We start from the raw sequence: 18566 nt of genomic DNA on the forward strand, positions 1-18566 counted from the left end.
GTTCCGCTGCACTTCGGGTACGCAGGGCCGTGGGTACGGCCACCCGACCGTATCCCCTTTACGGAGGACACGGAGAACGTGCCCTTCCGGTTCGAACCCTATGTCAACCGCGAGGCTGCGACATTCCCGGAAGAGTGACCTGGATGCGGCAGCCGCGCGCTGATTCGGCCACCCCGATCCGGCCCCCGTGCAGATCCACCGCCCAGCGGGCGATGGCCAGCCCGAGCCCCGTCCCGCCGTCGCTGCCCGGCCCGTGCGGGGACGGCGCCTGCCCCCGGTTGAACCGCTCGAACACCCGGTGCCGCTCGGCCTCCGGGATGCCCGGACCCTCGTCGATGACCTCCAGCTCCAGCGACTCGGGGTACGCCCCGCGCCGTGCCAGCACCGTGACCCGGCCGTGCGGCGGGCTGTGCTTGACCGCGTTGTCGATGAGGTTGGCGACCACCTGGTGCAGCCGCTCCGCGTCCGCGTGCGCCGTCAGCTCGGGCGGTGACACATCGAGGTGCAGATGGACGTCGTTGCGCGAGTGATTGCCGGAGCCCGAGGACAGCCTGCGCTGCGAGGCGGCCAGATTGGCCTCCTTCAGCACCCCCGACAGATACGGCCACACCTCGAAGCGGCGGGCCTTGAGCGTCACCACCCCGTTGTCCAGGCGGGACAGATCGAGCAGGGTCTCCACCAGCCGGCCGAGGCGTTCCGTCTGTTTCAGAGCCGTGCGCATCGTCTCGGGGTCGGCGGGGGACACCCCGTCCACGACGTTCTCCAGCACGGCTCTCAGCGCCGCGATGGGGGTGCGCAGCTCATGCGAGACATTGGCGACCAGCTCCTTGCGGTGCCGGTACTCCGCCTCCAGATCGTCCGCCATGCGGTTGATCGTCTGCGCCAGGTCGCCCAGCTCGTCCCGCCGCCCGGCACCGCTCACCCGGCCCGTGTAGTCGCCGTGCGAGATCGACCGGGCCACGGCCCTCATCTCGTCCAGCGGCGCGGTCAGACCGTGCGCCACGAACTGGGTGATCAGCAGCGTCGCGATCACCGAGAACACCGTGATGAACCGGAACTCGGTCCTGGTCCGCAGGGCGACGATCAGGAGCCCCGTGGTGATGAACACCGAGACGACGACGAGCGTGCCGAGCTTGGCCTTGATCGAGAAGGGCCGCAGTCCCGCCCCTGGCCGGGTCATGGTGCCGGGGTCTCCAGGGCGTAGCCGACACCGTGCACGGTACGGATCCGCTCGGCGCCGATCTTCCGGCGCAGCGCCTTGATGTGGCTGTCGACGGTACGGGTGCCGGAGGCGTCCGCCCAGTCCCAGACCTCGGCCAGCAGCTGCTCGCGGGAGAGCACCGCACGCGGGGTGTTGGCCAGGCAGACCAGCAGATCGAATTCGGTCGGCGTGAGGTGGACGTCCTCGGTGCGCACCCGGACCCGGCGCTGGGCGTGGTCGATCTCCAGCTCGCCCAGGCGCAGGATGCCGCTGCGCGGCGTCACCGCGGCCAGGGCCGCCCGCTCCACCCGGCGCAGCAGGACATGCACCCGGGCCGCCAGCTCACGCATGGAGAACGGCTTGGTCATGTAGTCGTCGGCGCCGACCCCGAGCCCGACCAGCATGTCGGTCTCGTCGTCGCGTGCCGTCAGCATCAGCACCGGCACGGGGCGCTGGGCCTGCACACGGCGGCAGACCTCCAGCCCGTCGAATCCGGGAAGCATGATGTCGAGCACCATCAGATCGGGCTGCCATGCCTCGGCCGCGTCCACGGCCGCGGGCCCGTCCAGTGCGGTCTGCACCAGAAAGCCCTCCGCCCGCAGCCGGGCGGAAATGGCGTCGACGATCGTGGCGTCGTCCTCGACCACCAGCACCCGGCGCTGAGCCCCTGGGGTGGCCGCGACGCCGTTGTGGGTGGTGTGTGTCTGTTCCATCGCCCCGCCCCTGCCCGTTCTCGCGGGAGCCATTCCCCCGCAAGGCACGGTCTTCGCTCGTGGATTTCGTGGGTGATCCCTTGTACCGGTCAGCAGCGTAAAGGCAGCGGACGGCTCCCGGCTACGCAGGGTGTTGTCCCGTGTGGACGAGTTCGGCCCGTCGGAGAGGCGGATCGTCGGCCTTGTGCCGGTTGCCCCGCGCCACAACGGGGCCACGCATACCGGGCGGGGGGTTCAGATCGTCCGAAGTGCGAGATGGACCACGTCGGGCACACCTCGGGCAACGGCTACCTCTTCCGTCCTTACCCCACTGAACCCGGCATTCCGCAAAGCTTGTTCGAAGGCGGGGGACGGCTGCGCGGACCAGACGGCGAGCACTCCGCCCGGCGTCAGACGTGCCAGGCAGTCCGCCAGCCCGGCCGGGGAGTAGAGGTTTCCGTTGTCGTCCGTGACGGTCCAGTCGGGTCCGTTGTCGATGTCCAGGCAGAGAGCGTCGTAACGCTCCGTGGTCGTCCGCAGGTGCGCGACGAGGTCCGTGTGCAGGATCTCGGTCCGTGCGTCGGCCAGCGCCGCACCCGAGATCCGGTCCAGCGGCCCCCGCCGGTGCCAGTCGACGATCGCCTGCTCCCGCTCGACGACCACGATCCGGCCCCAGCGCTCCTCGGCGGCGGCCCGCGCCAGCGAGAATCCGACCCCGAGTCCGCCGATGAGGACGGCGGGAGCGGTCCGCCCCTCCGGCAGGGCCGCGAGCGCCGCGTCGATCAGCAGACGCTCGGACCGCCCGTCCGAGGTGTCCATCAGGAAACAGCCGTTGGCGATGATCTCGAAGTCCGCCCCGCGCTCGCGCAGGACGACCTCGCCGAAGGGGCCTTCGCGTCGGTCGAGCGTGACGGGGCTGGTGCTGGCGGACATGTGGTTGCTCTCCGGTATCCGGTCGTGGCGGTCGGTGTGCGGCCATCCTGGCGCGCGGGACGCGGTGAGGGCCAACCCTTTGCCGTACCGGAGCGGCCGGGCGGCCGGACCGGTACGGCAGGGTGCCGGCGTACCGGAGCGGCCGGCCCGGTACGTCAGGGCCGTTCCGGGCGTGGGCCGCACAGGGTGAAGAGGGCGACCCCGGCCACGTACGCGGACAGCGCCATCGCCCACGCGGCGGCCTGCTCCCCCGGCTGCATCGGCCAGGCCCAGAAGGACGCGGCCCCGCCCGGGGCGCGGGGCGCCGCCAGATAGACCGCGCCGCCGTAGAGCGTCATCGGCAGCCAGCTCGTACCGGCCCCGAGCAGGGCTGCCGCTGCCACCGTCACCCCGGTCGCGCCCAGCACGTTGCGCACCGTCGCCGCGGCGCCGAACTGCTCCGGCACGGCCAGGGCGAGCGCCCCGGCGGCCAGCACGGTCAGGGCCAGCAGATGCCCCAGCCGGCGCGGCCACCACCGGCGGGCGGCCGTACGGTCCAGCTCGTCGCTGTGCGAGAACAGGCTGGTACCGATGGCGGCGGAGGCGAACAACGGGGCGAACACCGTCACCGCGGCGCGGGCGGTGGGGTCGGAGCCGGGCCCGTGCACCGGCCCGTGGGCGGCCCACGCGGCGATGAGGGCGAGCCCGGCCACCGCCGCGACGGTGGCCGGGAAGGCGCGGGAACGGAGGTAGAGGGTGGGCAGGCGCGGGAGGTGCGCGGGCAGGCCGCCCGGGGCGGTCGCGGGCGGGGTGGCGCGAGGCGCGCGAGAAGGCGCCCGGCGGCGTGCGGAACGGGGCTCGGGGGCGGTCACAGCGCCGGCACCTCCTGCGGATCGCAGCTGCCGCGCGAGGCCAGGAAGCGCCCGAGCCAGACCTTGCGTTCGGCGTCCGGCATGGCGGTGAGCCGTGCCGGATGCGGGGGATCGGGGAATGCCTCGTCCCGGTCCGCCAGATAGCCGGCCACCGCGTCGTCGGTCTCCCACATCCGCCGGGCGCCCGCCGGGTCGTTCTGCTCCAGGGAGGCCGGGCAGTCGCGGGCGGTCAGCTGCCACACGGTCTGGGCGGCGTAGTCCACGGGGTCGGGAAACTCGTTCCGTACGACACTCCAGCCCCGGGTGAGGGACGGCAGGGCCGATTCGTCCGCGCCGGGGCGCACGGCGGGGTCCACGTAACGCACCGGCGCTCCCGGAACGCCCTCCAGCCGGGACAGCATCCCGGACAGCGCCTCGGACGCCCGGGGCAGCAGCGGGCCGTCCAGCCCGCCCACGCAGATCTGCGGGACGGTGTCGCCGCAGACCAGCCGGGCGGCCACCGGATCGTCCCGGAACAGCCCCTCCCCGGTGCCCACGATCAGCGGCGCCACCGAGGCCGCCACGGCGAGCGGCACCAGAGCGAGGTACCGGCGCCGGGCCGCGTATCCGAGCACCGGCGCGAGCGCGAGGCCGCCCACCCAGAGCACCATGACGGGGGCGAACCACCAGACGGGTACGGTCCCGTGCAGCTCGAACTGCTGGGCGGGATTCAGGAACCGGGCGTCGGACGACAGATAGGACGGGGCGCCCAGGCCGACGTACCCGGCCGCCGCGAGCACCGGCGCGGTCAGCCGCCACCGGCACACCCGCCCCACCACGAAGCCCACGAAGGTCAGGGACACCAGCGCGCAGAGGTCGGTGACGGCGACCGCGGCCGACGGGCCGCCCGCCCCGGTGTACGGCCAGGTCGCCGCGGACACCCCGGCCAGCGCGACGAGATAGCCGACGGCCGCCCACAGCGCGACGGGCAGGGCCGCCATCATCAGCTGAGCCGGCTGGCCGCGGGGCACCGACAGCCAGAGCCCGGCGGTCCGGCGCCGGTGCTCGCGGCCGCCCTGCCAGCAGCCCGCGGCAGCGGCGAGCGGCCCCGCGATCAGCGTGGCGGCCGAGTGCAGCAGCCCCTGGGTCTCACCCCAGCTCCCCTGCCACTCGTCCGCCTTGTTCACCATCGGGACCAGGACGGCCAGGGCGACGACGGGTCCCGTCCACGGGACGGAGCCGCGCCGCAGCTCGGCGCGGAGCACGGACCGGGCGGCGTGCGGAGCGGGCCGCGGCGCGGGTGAGGGGGCCGCACCGGTGGGCTCCGGCGGGCTCATGGTGTCCGTCATGCGGCCGCCACCTCCGTACGGTGGGCGCGCAGGGCGGCGGTGTAGCCACGCTCGATGGGGTTGCCGCCGAGCCCGTCCGGCTCGCCGCCCAGCTCGATGAGCTGCGCGGTCGTGCCCCGGTAGGCGATCCGGCCGGTCTCGATCAGCGTCACATCGGTGCAGGCGGCGGCGACGTCCTCGACCAGATGCGTGGACACGATCACGGTGGACGTCTCTCCCAGCTCCCGCAGCAGCGCCCGGAACTCGACCCGCTGTTCCGGGTCCAGCCCGGCGGTCGGCTCGTCGAGCAGCAGCAGCGCCGGTTCGTTGACGATGGCCTGGGCGATACCGACGCGCCGGATCATGCCCCCGGACAGCGTCTTCACCTTCGTGTCGATCCGGTCCGCCAGACCCACGCGTTCCACGGCGCGTTCCACGGCCGACGCCACCCGCGCCCCGTCCATCTCCTTGAGCCAGGCCACATAGGCGATGAACTCGCGGACCGTGAAGCCGGGGTAGTGGCCGAACTCCTGCGGCAGATATCCGAGCCTGCGCCGCACCGCCGACCTGCCGCGGTGGTCCGACGCCGCGCCCACCTCGTCGCCGAGCAGTTCCACCCGGCCTTCGGCGGGGGCCGCCACGGTCGCCAGGACCCGGATCAGCGAGGTCTTGCCCGCGCCGTTCGGCCCGAGCAGGCCGTGCACACCCGGCGCGAAGTCCAGGTCGACGGCGTCCAGCACTGCCTTCCTGCGGTGCCGGACGGTCAGTCCGGTGACCTTTACGCTCACGACGTCTCCAGATGGTCGAAGGATCTACGGCGTACGGCGATCAGCGCCGCGCATACGAGGGCGGCGGCCGCCCAGCAGCCCTGGATGCCCGGCCCCGCGAAGTACGGGGCTGCCCCGGCCACCAGCGCGGCGCCCCCCGGCGCCGCGCTGATGGTGGGCAGGACGACCGCGGCGGCCCAGCCCGCCGCGACGGCCGAGGCGCCCGCGCGGCAGCCGATGTACGAGCCGAGGGCGAGCGCCGCGAGGGTCATCGCCAGCCCGGGCAGCAGCCACGCCGCGGCACCGGGCCCGCCCGCGGAGGCGGGCAGCAGCGCACCGGCGCAGGTCAGCGCCGGAATGCTCACCCCGAGCACGGCCGCGGACCTGGTCAGCAGCAGCCCCACCCCGCCGGACGGGGTCGAGGCGGCGATCTCGTGCAGGGGGTCGGCATGCCGTCCGTACGAGACGAGGACCCCGGCGAGCGGGAGCACCGGCGCGGTCACGAGCAGCAGTGGACGCGCCGCGGCTCCGAGCCCCGCCCCGTACGCCAGGGCCACCGCCCCCACGGCCACCAGCACGAGCGCCAGCAGCCAGGGCCCGCGCAGGGCGGGGCCCGCGGCCCAGAGGACCCGGGCGACGGCGGGGACCCGGGCGATCGGAGCGATCCGGGCGATCGGAGCGATCGGCGGCGCGGCGACCGCCTCACCGGCCCCACGCACCTCGTGGGCCCCACCGGGCTCGGCGAGTGCCGCGGTCAGCACCGCCGCCCGGACGTCGGCCAGTACCGCCGCCGCCGCGCCCCGGGCCCGGACCGCCGACGACACGCGGGCCGCGCAGGTCCCGCAGACCTCGATGTGTTCCTCCAGCGACCGGGCGGCCGTCCCGGACGCGGTGCCGTCCGCGTACCGTGCCGCCGCGTCCTGGCCCACGTGCCGGCCCGCGTTCGTGGCAGCTCGCGATGTCCTGCCGTGCCTCATGCCGTGCCTCCCAGTGGGGCGTCGTTCGGCGCCGGCCGGGCCAGGGCGGCGCGCAGTTCGCGTCTGGCCCGCATCGCGCGGGTCTTGACCGTGCCTTCGGGGATGCCGAGCAGCCGCGCGGCCTCCCGGGTCGTCAGGCCGTCGACGACCGTCGCGCGCAGCACCTCGCCCAGCTCGGGCGGGATCCGGTCGAGCGCGTCGCCCACGTCCCCGTACTCCAGTCCGGCCAGCACCCGTTCCTCGGTGGAGGGCACGGTGGTGCTCCACCCCGTGTCTGCGGGCCGGTCCAGCCGGGCGGCGGCCCGCTGGGCGTCGACGAGCCGACGGGCGGCGATCACCCACAGCCAGCCGCCCGCCGGGCCGCCCCGGTGCGTTCCGGCGGACCGCCAGACGGCCACGAAGGTGTCCTGAAGCACCTCCCGCACGGTCTCGGCGTCCGGGCACCGGCGGCTCAGCCGGGCGTGGAGCCAGCCGGAGTGCCGGTCGTACAGCGTGCCCAGGGCCACCGCGTCCCCCCGCGCGACCGCCCGCAGCAGCGCCGCGTCCTCGTCCCTCCCGTCCGCACGGTGCCCGTCGTCCTCGTCGATCCCGTCGTCCCGGTGTCCCGGGCCCTCCCCCGCAGGGCGCAACAGCCTCACACCCTCCCTATCGACGGCCGGACCGTATCCGGTTCATGGAAGGCGGGAGGCTCCTCGGGTGTTGCACCCGGTACGGAGGCACGGGAAGTGCTGAGGCAGGGCGGCGCGCGGGCAGCGGCAGCGGCCGATCGCTCAGAGCGAACACCGGCTGGGGAACAATTGGCCGCTCAGGTGCATTGAGTCCACATAGCTCAACTTGCCTGCCGAAGGGGAGATCATGACTACGGAGTCCAAGGCGTTCACAACGATCGACCTGCCCGTGCTGCCGCTCGACGACGAAGTCGTACTGCCCGGAATGGTGGTGCCGCTGGATCTGTCGGACGCGGAGGTGCGGGCCGCCGTCGAGGCCGCTCAGGCCGCCGCGCGTCCGGGCGACGGCAAGCCCGAGGTGCTGCTGGTGCCGAGGATCGACGGGACGTACACGGGGACCGGCGTCCTCGGCACCGTCGAGCAGGTCGGCCGTCTGTCGGACGGCGACCCGGGCGCGCTCATCCGGGCCCGTGACCGGGTGCGGATCGGGGCCGGGACGAGTGGTCCCGGCGGAGCGCTGTGGGTGGAGGGCACCCGGATCGACGTGGTCGTGCCCGACCCGCTGCCCGGCTCCGCGGCGGAGCTCGTCAAGGAGTACAAGGCGCTCGCCACCAGCTGGCTGAAGAAGCGCGGGGCCTGGCAGGTCGTGGACCGGGTCCAGCAGATCGAGGACATCTCCGCGCTGGCGGACAATTCCGGCTACTCGCCCTTCCTGGCCACCGCGCAGAAGGTCCAGCTGCTGGAGACGACGGACGCGGTCGCCCGGCTGAAGCTCGCCATCCAGTGGCTCGGTGAGCACCTCGCCGAGCAGGACGTGGCCGAGTCCATCGCCAAGGACGTCCAGGAGGGCGTCGACAAGCAGCAGCGCGAATTCCTGCTGCGGCGTCAGCTCGACGCCGTGCGCAAGGAGCTCTCCGAGCTCAACGGCGACCCGGAGGACGAGTCCGACGACTACCGGGCCCGTGTCGAGGCCGCCGACCTTCCCGGGCACGTCCGCGAGGCCGCGCTCAAGGAGGTCGACAAGCTGGAGCGATCCTCCGACCAGAGCCCGGAGGGTTCCTGGATCCGGACCTGGCTGGACACCGTTCTCGAACTTCCCTGGACCGAGCGCACCGAGGACGCCTACGACATCCGCGGCGCGCGGGAGATCCTGGACGCCGAGCACGCCGGCCTGGCGGACGTGAAGGAACGGATCACCGAGTACCTCGCGGTGCGCAAGCGGCGTGCCGACCGGGGGCTCGGAGTGGTCGGCGGGCGGCGCGGCGGTGCCGTGCTCGCGCTCGTGGGCCCTCCCGGCGTCGGCAAGACCTCGCTCGGTGAGTCCGTCGCGCACGCCATGGGCCGCAAGTTCGTCCGCGTCGCGCTCGGCGGTGTCCGGGACGAGGCGGAGATCCGGGGCCACCGGCGTACCTACGTGGGCGCGCTCCCCGGACGCATCGTGCGGGCCATCAAGGAGGCCGGCTCGATGAACCCGGTCGTCCTGCTCGACGAGATCGACAAGGTCGGCTCCGACTTCCGGGGCGACCCGGCCGCCGCCCTCCTCGAAGTCCTGGACCCGGCCCAGAACCACACCTTCCGCGATCACTACCTGGAGGTCGAACTCGACCTCAGCGACGTGGTGTTCCTGGCCACGGCCAATGTGCTGGAAGCCATCCCGGAGGCGCTGCTGGACCGGATGGAGCTGGTCCGGCTCGACGGCTACACCGAGGACGAGAAGGTCGTCATCGCCCGTGACCACCTGCTCCCGCGCCAGCTGGAGCGGGCCGGTCTGGAGAAGGACGAGGTCGGCCTCGACGAGTCCGCGCTGCGCAGGCTGGCGGGCGAGTACACCCGTGAAGCGGGCGTACGGAACCTGGAACGCGCCGTCGCCCGGCTGCTCCGCAAGGTCGCGGCCCAGCACGAACTGGGCGACCGGGAGCTGCCGTTCACGGTGACCGAGACGGATCTGCGCGGTCTGATCGGGCGGCCGCACCACGTCCCCGAGTCCGCCCAGGACCCGGCCGAGCGCCGTACCGCGGTGCCGGGCGTGGCCACCGGACTCGCGGTGACCGGAGCCGGCGGTGACGTGCTGTACGTGGAGGCGTCGCTGGCCGACCCGGAGACCGGGGCGTCCGGGCTGACCCTCACCGGTCAGCTGGGCGACGTCATGAAGGAATCGGCGCAGATCGCGCTGAGCTTCCTGCGGTCCCACGGCGCGGAACTGGAACTGCCGGTCGCGGACCTCAAGGACCGCGGCGCGCACATCCACTTCCCGGCGGGCGCGGTCCCCAAGGACGGGCCCAGTGCCGGTATCACCATGACGACGGCGCTGGCCTCGCTGCTCTCCGGGCGGCTGGTCCGCACGGATGTGGCGATGACCGGCGAGGTGTCGCTGACCGGACGGGTGCTGCCGATCGGAGGTCTGAAGCAGAAGCTCCTGGCGGCCCACCGCGCGGGCATCACCACCGTGGTGATCCCCAAGCGGAACGAGGCCGATCTGGACGACGTCCCCGCCGAGGTCCTCGACACGCTGGAGGTCCACCCGGTGACCGATGTCCGCCAGGTGCTGGAGATCGCCCTCGCCCCGGCCTCGGCCAGGGTCGAGGAGAGGATCCCGGCAGCCGCCTAGGTGCCACGGCGTGACGGGCGTGGCACCAGGTGCGCGGCCGGTACGGACGGCCCGCCCACCCGAGTCAACGGGGGGCGGGCCGTTCCGCGTGCGGACATCGGTGCCTGCTAGGGGCGGTAGATGGTGCCCGGCTCCGGGGTGGCGGGGGCCATCAGCTCGGGGACCGTCACGAAGGTGTAGCCCTTCTTCTGGAGCGCGTCGATGATGCCCGGCACGGCCGGCACGGTGCCCTTGTAGATGTCGTGGAGCAGGATGATGCCGTCCTTGCCCGCCTGGTCGAGTATCCGCTTCTTGATCAGCGCGGAGTCGTTCGTCGAGTAGTCCTTGGCGGTGGCGCTCCAGAGGATCTGCGAGAGCCCCAGGTCCTTGCTGATCTCGGAGACCGTGTCGTCGGTGCGGCCCTGCGGCGGACGCATCAGCCGGGGCTTCTTCCCGGTGATCTTCGCGATGGCGTCCTGGGTCTTCTTCAGCTCGGCGCGTATCTCGTCGGGCTTCTTGTCCGTGAGGATCTCGTGCGACCAGGTGTGGTTGGCCACCTCGTGGCCCTCGTCCTCGATGCGCTGCACGGTGTCGGGGTGCTTGAGGACGTGGTCCCTGCCGAGCAGGAAGAAGGTGGCGTGCACCTTCTTCTCCTTGAGGATGTCCAGGAGACGCGGGGTGTCCTTCGCCGGACCGGCGTCGAAGGTGAGCGCTATGCACTTGGCCTTGCGGCAGTCCACCGGGCCGAACGAGCCCTTGGCGTCGGATGCGGCGTCCTGACGTGCCGAGCCCGGAGCGGTCGTCTCCATCGAGCAGCCGCTCAGTGTGAGCGTGAGCGCGGTCACAAGGACGGCAGCCAACCCGGTACCGAACGACTTCGTCTTCCTGGGCAAGGCAGGTCACTCCTCCATGAACGTAGATCCGCACACTCGTGCGGTACGGCCAGGACTATACACAGCACGTATACATGGTGTTCATAGCGGGGTGCGCGCAGCGCGGAGCCCCGGTGACACCTGCTGTCACCGGGGCTCGGTCGTGCGGTTCCCTCGGGGGCGGTCAGCCGTTGGCCAGCGCCTGTACGCGGTCGAGGGCGCCGTTGAAGCGGTTGTGGTCGCCGACCGTCGGGCCGGACGAGGTGTACTGCCACATCGTGTAGAAGCCCCAGCCGGCCGGGAGTTCACCGACGGTCGAGTTGTAGCGGGCCACCCAGAGCGGGTTGGTCGCCCCGAAACTGGCGTTGTTGCCCGTGCACGTCTGCCACCAGCTGGTCGCGGTGTAGATCACCGGGTCCCGTCCGGTGCGTGCCTTGTAGGTGTTCACGAAGTCGCGTATCCAGGCGACCATGCCCGCCTGGGAGAGGCCGTAGCACTGGGCTCCGTACGGGTTCCACTCGATGTCCAGCGCGCCCGGCAGCGTCTTGCCGTCCCTGGACCAGCCGCCCCCGTTGTCCACGAAGTAGTTCGCCTGGGCCGCTCCACCGGTCGTGTTCGGGGTGGCGAAGTGGTACGAGCCCCGGATCATCCCGACGTTGTAGGAGCCGTTGTACTGCTGGGCGAAGTCCTCGTTCTTGTAGTACGTGCCTTCGGTGGCCTTCACGTAGGCCCAGCGCACGCCGCTGTTCCAGAGCGTCGCCCAGTCGACGGCGTTCTGGTGTCCGCTGACGTCCACGCCTTCGGTCTGCACGGCGCGCGGGTCGCGCGGCAGTCCGCCCTGGCCGTCGTGTTCGATGACGCCCTGGCCCATCCGCGCGGTACCGCGGGCGGGGGTGTCGCCGGCCGCGGCCGTGCCGGGTATGGCGAGGAGGAGGGAGAAGGCTGCGAGCAGGGTTCCCGCGGCGGCGAAGCGCGAGCGGCGGGGCGAACCGGATCTGAGCACGGGCATGGTGCGTGCCTCCGAGGACTCGGTGGGGGGAGCATGGGGGATCTGCTGACCCGGGGGCGGTTGGGGGGCCGCTCCCGCGAGGGCATCATGGTGTGTTCATGCCACTCATGACAGTCATGACGCTACGCACGTAGACCCGTGCGGCGGAAGGGGGCCTGCGCGCCGCCGTTGGTCTACGCCTGCGAAATACTGACCGAGCTGCGGTGATGACCGGTGGCGAAAGAAACTTTCAGCGGCGGGAAAGCGTATGAGGGGTGCTGACGTGCACGGGAGCCAAAGCGGGCGGGAACCCGGTGCCAACGCGGGAAGTGGTGTGGACCACGAATTCCTCGCGCTGGAGCGTGAGTTGGCGGTCTTTCTGCGCCGGGCGCGGGCCAACTCGGGCGAGATGGCCCGCGAGGTGCACCCCGACCTGGAGTCGGCCGCCTACGGCCTTCTCGTACGCCTGGAGTCGGCGGGGCGCCAGCGCGCCACCGAACTCGCGGGCTACTTCGGCGTCGGCAAGGCGACGATGAGCCGTCAACTGCGCGCCCTGGAAGACCTCGGACTGGTGGCACGTGAACCCGATCCGGCGGACGGCCGCGCCTGGCTGGTCCATCTCACCGACGAGGGTCTGGCCCGCTTCCGCAGCGTCCGCGACGCCCGTCGCAGCCGCTATGTGAGCAAGCTCGCGGACTGGGACCGGGCCGAGGTGGCGGAACTGGCCCGGCTGCTCCAGCACTTCAACGCCCGCGCGGAGGACTGACACGTACGCCGGGGGGCCGACGCGTACGCCGGAGGCGGGTGTGCGCGCCGGGCGGAGGGCCGGGTGCCGGGCGGCCGTCGCCCAGGGCCGCAGGGACACCCCGGGGGAGGGCGCCGCGAGGACGGCCCTCGGAACTCAGAACTCGACGAACACCGCCGTGGCATCGTCATGCGTCTTGCCGCGACGCAGATACGCGCGGTCGGTGTCGGCGTTCTCCAGCTCCCGCACCCGGTCGATCAGCCCCTGGGGCCCCACCTTGCGCAGAAGCCCCAGAGCGGCCGCCCAGTCGCCCTCGCGGAACGTCTCCGCCCAGCGCCCCGCCCCGTCCGTCAGCGCGGCCAGCGACCGCACCTCCGCCAACGGGACCTCACCGGTCACGGAACGTGACGCCACCGAGGGGTCGGCGGCGGCCGTGAAGAAGCCGCCCTCCTTGTTGCGCACCTGTGCGTCGGCGATCGCGTCGGAGGCCAGGGAGCCGGGCGGCAGCCGGTCGAGCCGGTCGTCGAGAACGGGCCGCACCGTGCCGTCCGCCGCCTCCAGGAGGAGGACCGAGTCGGAGAGCACCAGGTACTCGACCGTGTGTTCGCCCCAGCGTGCCAGGACGACGGTTGCCTGAGGCGTGCGTACGTGAGAAAGGTCACACGTCGAGCGATGGGCGTCGGCGGTGCGTCGGATGGACTCCGAAAGGATCTCGGTAAGCGTCAGATCTCGTCGCGAACCGGACAGTTCGGCCAGCGCGCCACCCAGTCGCGCGGTGAACCAGGGAACCGGGTGCACACATCCGACGTTGCCCTGAGGTGGTGTGACGCCATCCAGCAGGACCAGCGCTCCACCCTGCCCGGACGCGGGAAGAATGGTCGAGGTCCAGTCTTCGTTGGGGCGTTCGGGGCTTCCGGGGGCGGAGGCGAGTTCGATGCGCATACAGCCAGTCTGCACGCACTCTTCACGGAGCCTGCACGAGACGGTCGTTGGCTCGTACCGGCAGGTCAGTACGGTCCCTGAAGGCGGAAGGAACGGCTCCGCCCGGCGTGCGGGCGGGCATCCTGCCAAAGCCGGGGCGGAAGTTCCACCCCGGCGGCCATGTGTGGCCGACAGGGCGCGCGGGCAGACTTGTTCGCCAACTCAGGAGTGATGTTCACTCGTTCGAGTGGCGGAGCGGTTGATGCGCGCCCCCCTCTCAAAAGCGCTGGAATGGTCGGAAGCCGTACCAGGAGCGGGGGCGCCTTTTTACGTGACCGAGCGTCACCTCCGCTTCAAGGGTGGACGAGTCAAGATTGCGAGCACCGGTGCAGAAGAAGCGGCCGCGGAGCAAGGGCAGCACGCGCGACGGTTCCGGGGCGATGCCTCCGGCGGCGGGCGCCGACAAGCGGACCGTGCGGGTACGCAGTCGGCTGGTCGCGGGAGTGGCAGTCGTCGGGATCACCGTCATCGCGGCAGGTGCGCCCGCCGCTCTTGACGCCTCCTCAGAACTGAACGAGTCCCAGAGTCTGGTCACCCTCGCCGAGCTGAACCAGCAGGCGATCACCCTCGCGCACTCCCTCGCCGACGAGCGGGACACGGTCACCGCGTACATCGCCGCCGGCCGGGACGCGGGCGGAAAGGGCGACGGCAAGGACGGCAAGAACGCCGACGCCAAGAGCCGCAGCACCCGGGTCGACCAGCAGATCGACGAGATCCGCGCCGCCGCACCCGCCACGCTGCGCCGCGACCTCTCCACCGTTCCCTCCCTGCGCCGTGACGCCCTCACCGGCAAGGGATCGGCCCTGGACGCCCACCAGGCGTACTCCGAGGTCATCTCCAAACTCCACGACCTCGCCGACGAGCTCGCCGAGAAGACCCCGCCGCGCGCCGCCGAGGCCACCCGCGCCCCGCTGGCGCTGGGGGGCGCCGTCGAGCAGGCGTCCGCCACCCGCGGGCTTCTCCTCGCCGCCCTCGCCGTCCCCGGCAAGAAGGCCACGGAGACGCAGACCGACCCGTTCACCGGGCTGCCGCTGCAGACCCAGGACGAGGGCGACTCCGAGGGCGACCGAGACCGGGACGAGCTGAGCGCCGCCGCCCAGCAGGCCCGGGTGCGCGAACTGGCCTCGCTCGCCGACTTCGACCAGGCGGCGAGCCCCGTCGCCCGGGACAAGCTGGCCACCGTCGTCACCGGGGCCGAGGTCAACAGCGCGGAGAAGTACCTCTCCAGGCTCACCGACCGGCCCGAGCTCTCCGCGTCGGACCGCGAGGCGAACGCGGAGAAGGTCGGGACGGCGCTCTCCGCCCGGATCGACCGGATGCGCAGCGTCGAGTCGGCCCTCGGCACCGCCCAGGTCCAGCGGCTGGAGGGGCTGCGCGACGACGACGTCACCGCGCTCGAACTGAGCATCGCGCTGCTCGGCGGCTGCTTCCTGATCGCCGTCGGCGTCTCCACCGCGGTCGCCCGCACGCTGACCCAGCCGCTCGCCGTCCTCAGGATCGGCGCCGCCCGCCTCGCGAGCGAACCGGAGAGCGCCGAACCGGTCCGCTACACCGGCCGCAACGACGAGTTCGCCCAGGTCGTCCGGTCGATGAACACGCTGCACGGCAAGCTGCACGGGCTGCACCACGAGTTCACCGGACGCTTCGAGAACCTCCAGAGCGAGCGGGGCGAACTGATCGCGGGCCGCGAGGCCCTCACCCTCCAGCGGGCCGAACTCCAGGTACACGCGGCGGATCTCGCCGCGCAGCTGGAGCGGCTGAAGAACACGGTCCACCACACCTTCGTCAACCTCTCGCTGCGCACCCTCGGTCTGGTCGAGCGTCAGCTGGGCGTCATCGAGGGCCTGGAGGAGCGCGAGCAGGACCCGGAACGCCTGGGCACGCTCTTCAAGCTGGACCACATGGCGACCGTCATGCGCCGGCACAGCGAGAACATGCTGGTCCTCGCGGGCGCCGAGCACGGCCACAGCCACCCGAGCCCGATCCCGCTGGTCGACGTCCTGCGCGCGGCCGTCAGCGAGATCGAGCGGTACGAACGGGTCACCATCCAGTCCCTGCCGCCGCACGCCCAGATCGCGGGCTTCGCCGCGGACGACCTCAGCCACCTGGTCGCCGAACTCCTGGAGAACGCGACCGCCTTCTCGCCGCCGGATTCCCATGTCGAGCTCTCCGGCTGGCTGCTGGAGACCGGTGAGGTGATGCTCTCCGTGCAGGACGAGGGCATCGGCATGTCGTCGGTCCGGATGGGCGAACTCAATGCCAGGCTGGCCGACCCGACCTCGTTCGAGGCGGGGGAGCAGAATGCCGACGGCGCCGGGCTCGGGCTTCAGGTGACCTCGCTGCTGGCCGCGCGCCACGGGGTACGGGTCCAGCTGCGCGAGCAGAAGGGGAGTGGAGTGACGGCTGTCGTCGTCCTGCCCCAGTCCCTGCTGCCGAGGGCGCCTTCCGCCGCCTCGCCGCCGCCGGTGCCGAAGACCGGGGACGCGCCGTCGCTGAACCTGCCGGGCTCCGTTGCCGAGGCCAACTCCAACGCACTGCCCAGCCGTTCGCTCGCGGCCCCCGTCGAAACCGCCGAACCTGCCGAAGCCGCCGAACCGGTCGAACCGGCCGGACCTGCTGAACCGGCCGGACCCATGGAGCCGGTCGAATCCGGCGATTCCGTCGACCCGCTGATCGCCGCCGCCGAGCGGACGATCCGGGACGCCGGGGTCCAGCCGGCCGCAGAAGCCCAGGCCCAGGCCCCCGCGCCCGAGCAGGCGCCGACCGGCCCCGAGCGGACGCCGGACGGGCCGGAGCGGACGCCGTCCGCCGAGCAGACGCCGGACGGGCCGGAGCAGACGCCGTCCGAGTCCGCGCACACGCCGTCCGACTCCGCGCATACGCCGTCCGAGTCCGAGATCACCCTCCAGGTGCGGCTCCCGGTGGTGCCGGAGGAGACCTCGGACCCGTACGCGATCGGCCCCGACCGGCACGAACGTCCCGCCGACTCCGGCCCCACGCGGCCCGTCCCGGCCGCCCGGGAGCCGTACGCCGCCCCGGTGGCACCGGAGCCGCCCGCCGCACCCGTACCCGCACCGGCGGCGGACACCTTCCCCGGGCCCCGGCAGCCGTCGGCCGGGCGGATCACCGACAAGGGGCTGCCCAAGCGCACCCCCAAGGTCGTCCAGCCCGCCGCGGCACCCGCCACCGAGCGCAAGGGCAGCCTCGACAAGGAGGCCCTGCGCCGTCGGCTCGGCGGCTTCCACCAAGGCGCGAAGGACGGCCGGCGCGATGTCGAGGTGGAGATCGCCGAGAGCACCGGCCAGGTGGCCGTCACCGACCAGGGCGCGCACACCGCACACACCGAGCGCAGTTCACCGACCGAGCACACTGAGCTGACCGGCCGCACGGATGACCGGACCGATGAGACGGGGGACACAGTCGAGGAGGCACGCAGTTGACTGCGCCCAGCACATTCGGGCTGAGTACCGAAGCCCGGAACCTTCACTGGTTGCTGAGCAATCTGGTGGAGGAGGTGCCAGGGGTCCACTCGGTCACCGTCGTCTCGTCCGACGGACTCATGCTGCTCTCCTCCGATCCCGGCCATCTGACCGCCCCCACGGAAGGCCGCCAGGACGGGCCCAGGGGATCCAGCGCCGATCTCGCCACCATCGTCTCCGGTATCGGCTCCCTCACCGTGGGAGCCGCGAAGCTGATGGACGGCGGAGGCGTCAAGCAGACGATGGTCGCCATGGACGAGGGCAGCGTCTTCGTCATGTCGATCAGCGACGGTTCCCTGCTCGGTGTGCACGCCACCCCCGACTGCGACATGAGCGTCATCGCGTACCACATGGCCCTCTTCGTCGGCCGTGCCGGACACGTCCTCACCCCCGAACTCCGCAGTGAGCTGCGCAAATCGATGGAGAGCACCCAGTGACGTCCGCTGCTGAACCCGCCCGCAGGCTCCCCGTCCGCGGGTCCGACAAGAAGCCCGCACGGGTCCGCCCGTACTCCCTCACCGGGGGCCGCACCCGCTTCGGCCACGTCCTGCTCGTCGAGACGTTCGTCGCCGCGCTGGAGGCACCCGAGGAGCGCCGTGAGCTCACCAACGGCAACCTCGCCTCGCGTGTGATGCCGGAGCTCCAGGCCATCGTGGAACTCTGCCGCCGGATGCGTACGGTCGCGGAGATCTCGGCCCTGCTGAAGATGCCCCTCGGCGTGGTCCGGGTGCTGCTCAGCGACTTGGCCGACCAAGGAAAGATCCGCGTGTACGGAACCGGCCACGGCGCCGGCCAGCCCGACCGCGCACTGCTCGAAAGGGTGCTCAATGGACTCCGTCGTCTCTGAGTCGCCGCTCTTCGCCCCGCGTCAGCCGGGGCCCAGGGACCAGGCCGACGAATCGATCCAGAGCTGGCAGCTCGACCACACCCGTGCCCCCATCGCCACCAAGATCGTGGTCGCGGGCGGATTCGGGGTGGGCAAGACGACGTTCGTCGGCTCGGTCTCCGAGATCACACCGCTGAAGACCGAAGCGCTGATGACCCAGGCCAGCGAGGAGACCGACGATCTCTCCGCGACGCCCGAGAAGACCACCACGACCGTCGCGATGGACTTCGGCCGGCTCACGCTCGACGACGACCTCGTCCTGTACGTCTTCGGCACTCCCGGCCAGCAGCGCTTCTGGTTCATGTGGGACGACCTGGTGCGCGGCGCGATCGGCGCGGTCGTGCTCGCCGACACGCGGCGGCTCGCCGACTGCTTCCCCGCTCTCGACTACTTCGAGAGCTGCGGACTGCCGTACATCGTGGCGGTCAACCACTTCGAGGGCACGCCCGGTTACGAGGCGGAGGACGTCAGGGAGGCCCTGACCGTACCCCCGCACGTACCTGTTGTGATCATGGACGCGCGCAGCAGGATCACGGTCGTCGAGTCGCTGCTGGCCCTGGTCGGCCACGCTCTCGACGCCACCCCGGCGTAGAGCCACGGCGTCAGCCGGAAACACGTAACGGAGAAACCGC

Annotated in this window: 17 protein-coding genes; 6 read left to right on the forward strand and 11 right to left on the reverse strand. The window is 72.1% G+C overall.

Annotation, left to right across the window (positions count from 1 at the left end):
• Window positions 1-103: 103 nt before the first annotated feature.
• The 8 genes from OG251_RS27520 to OG251_RS27555 all read right to left on the reverse strand — a co-directional run bounded on the left by OG251_RS27520 (window position 104) and on the right by OG251_RS27555 (window position 7366).
• Entirely contained in the window at window positions 104-1180 is a 1077-nt protein-coding gene (locus tag OG251_RS27520; RefSeq protein ID WP_266802858.1) for a HAMP domain-containing sensor histidine kinase, read from the reverse strand.
• A complete protein-coding gene (locus OG251_RS27525) occupies window positions 1177-1914 on the reverse strand; it encodes a response regulator transcription factor (protein ID WP_073717853.1) in 738 nt (245 codons plus the stop codon). The genes OG251_RS27520 and OG251_RS27525 overlap by 4 nt, the downstream gene beginning before the upstream one ends.
• A 234-nt stretch (window positions 1915-2148) precedes the next feature.
• Window positions 2149-2826, reverse strand: coding sequence for a spermidine synthase (locus tag OG251_RS27530; RefSeq protein WP_326679639.1), 678 nt, complete (start codon window positions 2824-2826; stop codon window positions 2149-2151).
• A 155-nt stretch (window positions 2827-2981) separates the two neighbouring features.
• Entirely contained in the window at window positions 2982-3569 is a 588-nt protein-coding gene (locus OG251_RS27535; RefSeq protein ID WP_326681437.1) for a hypothetical protein, read from the reverse strand.
• 104 nt (window positions 3570-3673) lie between these two features.
• Entirely contained in the window at window positions 3674-5005 is a 1332-nt protein-coding gene (locus tag OG251_RS27540; protein WP_326679640.1) for a hypothetical protein, read from the reverse strand.
• Entirely contained in the window at window positions 5002-5772 is a 771-nt protein-coding gene (locus tag OG251_RS27545) for an ABC transporter ATP-binding protein (RefSeq protein ID WP_326679641.1), read from the reverse strand. The genes OG251_RS27540 and OG251_RS27545 overlap by 4 nt, the downstream gene beginning before the upstream one ends.
• On the reverse strand, window positions 5769-6728 hold the full coding sequence (locus OG251_RS27550) for a zf-HC2 domain-containing protein (RefSeq protein ID WP_326679642.1): 960 nt from the start codon (window positions 6726-6728) through the stop codon (window positions 5769-5771). Before OG251_RS27550 ends, OG251_RS27545 begins: the two co-directional genes overlap by 4 nt.
• Entirely contained in the window at window positions 6725-7366 is a 642-nt protein-coding gene (locus OG251_RS27555) for an RNA polymerase sigma factor (protein ID WP_442818380.1), read from the reverse strand. Before OG251_RS27555 ends, OG251_RS27550 begins: the two co-directional genes overlap by 4 nt.
• Before the next feature lie 217 nt (window positions 7367-7583).
• Here OG251_RS27555 and lon point away from each other — a divergent pair, with 217 nt between their 5' ends.
• Window positions 7584-10004, forward strand: coding sequence for an endopeptidase La (lon, locus tag OG251_RS27560; protein WP_326679643.1), 2421 nt, complete (start codon window positions 7584-7586; stop codon window positions 10002-10004).
• A gap of 107 nt (window positions 10005-10111) precedes the next feature.
• On the opposite strand, the gene OG251_RS27565 is transcribed toward lon, so the two are convergent.
• The gene (locus OG251_RS27565) at window positions 10112-10792 is read right to left on the reverse strand and encodes a polysaccharide deacetylase family protein (protein WP_385892360.1); all 681 of its coding nucleotides are present in this window, start codon (window positions 10790-10792) and stop codon (window positions 10112-10114) included.
• A 247-nt stretch (window positions 10793-11039) separates the two neighbouring features.
• Window positions 11040-11864, reverse strand: a complete 825-nt coding sequence (locus OG251_RS27570; protein ID WP_326679645.1) for a lysozyme — start codon at window positions 11862-11864, stop codon at window positions 11040-11042.
• Between the two features lie 247 nt (window positions 11865-12111).
• Here OG251_RS27570 and OG251_RS27575 point away from each other — a divergent pair, with 247 nt between their 5' ends.
• On the forward strand, window positions 12112-12609 hold the full coding sequence (locus tag OG251_RS27575) for a MarR family winged helix-turn-helix transcriptional regulator (RefSeq protein ID WP_385891875.1): 498 nt from the start codon (window positions 12112-12114) through the stop codon (window positions 12607-12609).
• 135 nt (window positions 12610-12744) lie between these two features.
• Here the strand turns inward: OG251_RS27575 and OG251_RS27580 are convergent, their stop codons facing one another.
• A complete protein-coding gene (locus OG251_RS27580) occupies window positions 12745-13530 on the reverse strand; it encodes a hypothetical protein (protein WP_326679647.1) in 786 nt (261 codons plus the stop codon).
• Between the two features lie 365 nt (window positions 13531-13895).
• Here OG251_RS27580 and OG251_RS27585 point away from each other — a divergent pair, with 365 nt between their 5' ends.
• Genes OG251_RS27585 through OG251_RS27600 form a run of 4 tightly spaced genes read left to right on the forward strand, consistent with a single transcriptional unit; the run spans window position 13896 to window position 18526 of the window.
• Window positions 13896-17009 carry a sensor histidine kinase gene (locus tag OG251_RS27585; RefSeq protein WP_326679648.1) on the forward strand — a complete coding sequence of 1038 codons (3114 nt, stop codon included), beginning with the start codon at window positions 13896-13898 and terminating at the stop codon, window positions 17007-17009.
• Window positions 17006-17485: a roadblock/LC7 domain-containing protein gene (locus OG251_RS27590; protein WP_326679649.1), complete on the forward strand. Its 480-nt coding sequence runs from the start codon at window positions 17006-17008 to the stop codon at window positions 17483-17485. The genes OG251_RS27585 and OG251_RS27590 overlap by 4 nt, the downstream gene beginning before the upstream one ends.
• Window positions 17482-17895 carry a DUF742 domain-containing protein gene (locus tag OG251_RS27595; RefSeq protein WP_073717843.1) on the forward strand — a complete coding sequence of 138 codons (414 nt, stop codon included), beginning with the start codon at window positions 17482-17484 and terminating at the stop codon, window positions 17893-17895. Before OG251_RS27590 ends, OG251_RS27595 begins: the two co-directional genes overlap by 4 nt.
• Window positions 17876-18526, forward strand: a complete 651-nt coding sequence (locus OG251_RS27600; RefSeq protein ID WP_326679650.1) for a GTP-binding protein — start codon at window positions 17876-17878, stop codon at window positions 18524-18526. The genes OG251_RS27595 and OG251_RS27600 overlap by 20 nt, the downstream gene beginning before the upstream one ends.
• Window positions 18527-18566 lie beyond the last annotated feature (40 nt).

This window comes from Streptomyces sp. NBC_01237, from assembly GCF_035917275.1.
Lineage (GTDB): Bacteria > Actinomycetota > Actinomycetes > Streptomycetales > Streptomycetaceae > Streptomyces.

What these genes read in the sequence shown, in the direction of transcription:
- OG251_RS27530 (WP_326679639.1), bottom strand. Translation starts at nt 2,826, where the DNA reads ATGTCCGCCAGCACCAGCCCCGTCACGCTCGACCGACGCGAAGGCCCC.
- OG251_RS27525 (WP_073717853.1), bottom strand. Translation starts at nt 1,914, where the DNA reads ATGGAACAGACACACACCACCCACAACGGCGTCGCGGCCACCCCAGGG.
- OG251_RS27565 (WP_385892360.1), bottom strand. Translation starts at nt 10,792, where the DNA reads ATGGAGACGACCGCTCCGGGCTCGGCACGTCAGGACGCCGCATCCGAC.
- OG251_RS27520 (WP_266802858.1), bottom strand. Translation starts at nt 1,180, where the DNA reads ATGACCCGGCCAGGGGCGGGACTGCGGCCCTTCTCGATCAAGGCCAAG.
- OG251_RS27550 (WP_326679642.1), bottom strand. Translation starts at nt 6,728, where the DNA reads ATGAGGCACGGCAGGACATCGCGAGCTGCCACGAACGCGGGCCGGCAC.
- OG251_RS27540 (WP_326679640.1), bottom strand. Translation starts at nt 5,005, where the DNA reads ATGACGGACACCATGAGCCCGCCGGAGCCCACCGGTGCGGCCCCCTCA.
- OG251_RS27580 (WP_326679647.1), bottom strand. Translation starts at nt 13,530, where the DNA reads ATGCGCATCGAACTCGCCTCCGCCCCCGGAAGCCCCGAACGCCCCAAC.
- OG251_RS27575 (WP_385891875.1), top strand. Translation starts at nt 12,112, where the DNA reads ATGAGGGGTGCTGACGTGCACGGGAGCCAAAGCGGGCGGGAACCCGGT.
- OG251_RS27600 (WP_326679650.1), top strand. Translation starts at nt 17,876, where the DNA reads ATGGACTCCGTCGTCTCTGAGTCGCCGCTCTTCGCCCCGCGTCAGCCG.
- lon (WP_326679643.1), top strand. Translation starts at nt 7,584, where the DNA reads ATGACTACGGAGTCCAAGGCGTTCACAACGATCGACCTGCCCGTGCTG.
- OG251_RS27570 (WP_326679645.1), bottom strand. Translation starts at nt 11,864, where the DNA reads ATGCCCGTGCTCAGATCCGGTTCGCCCCGCCGCTCGCGCTTCGCCGCC.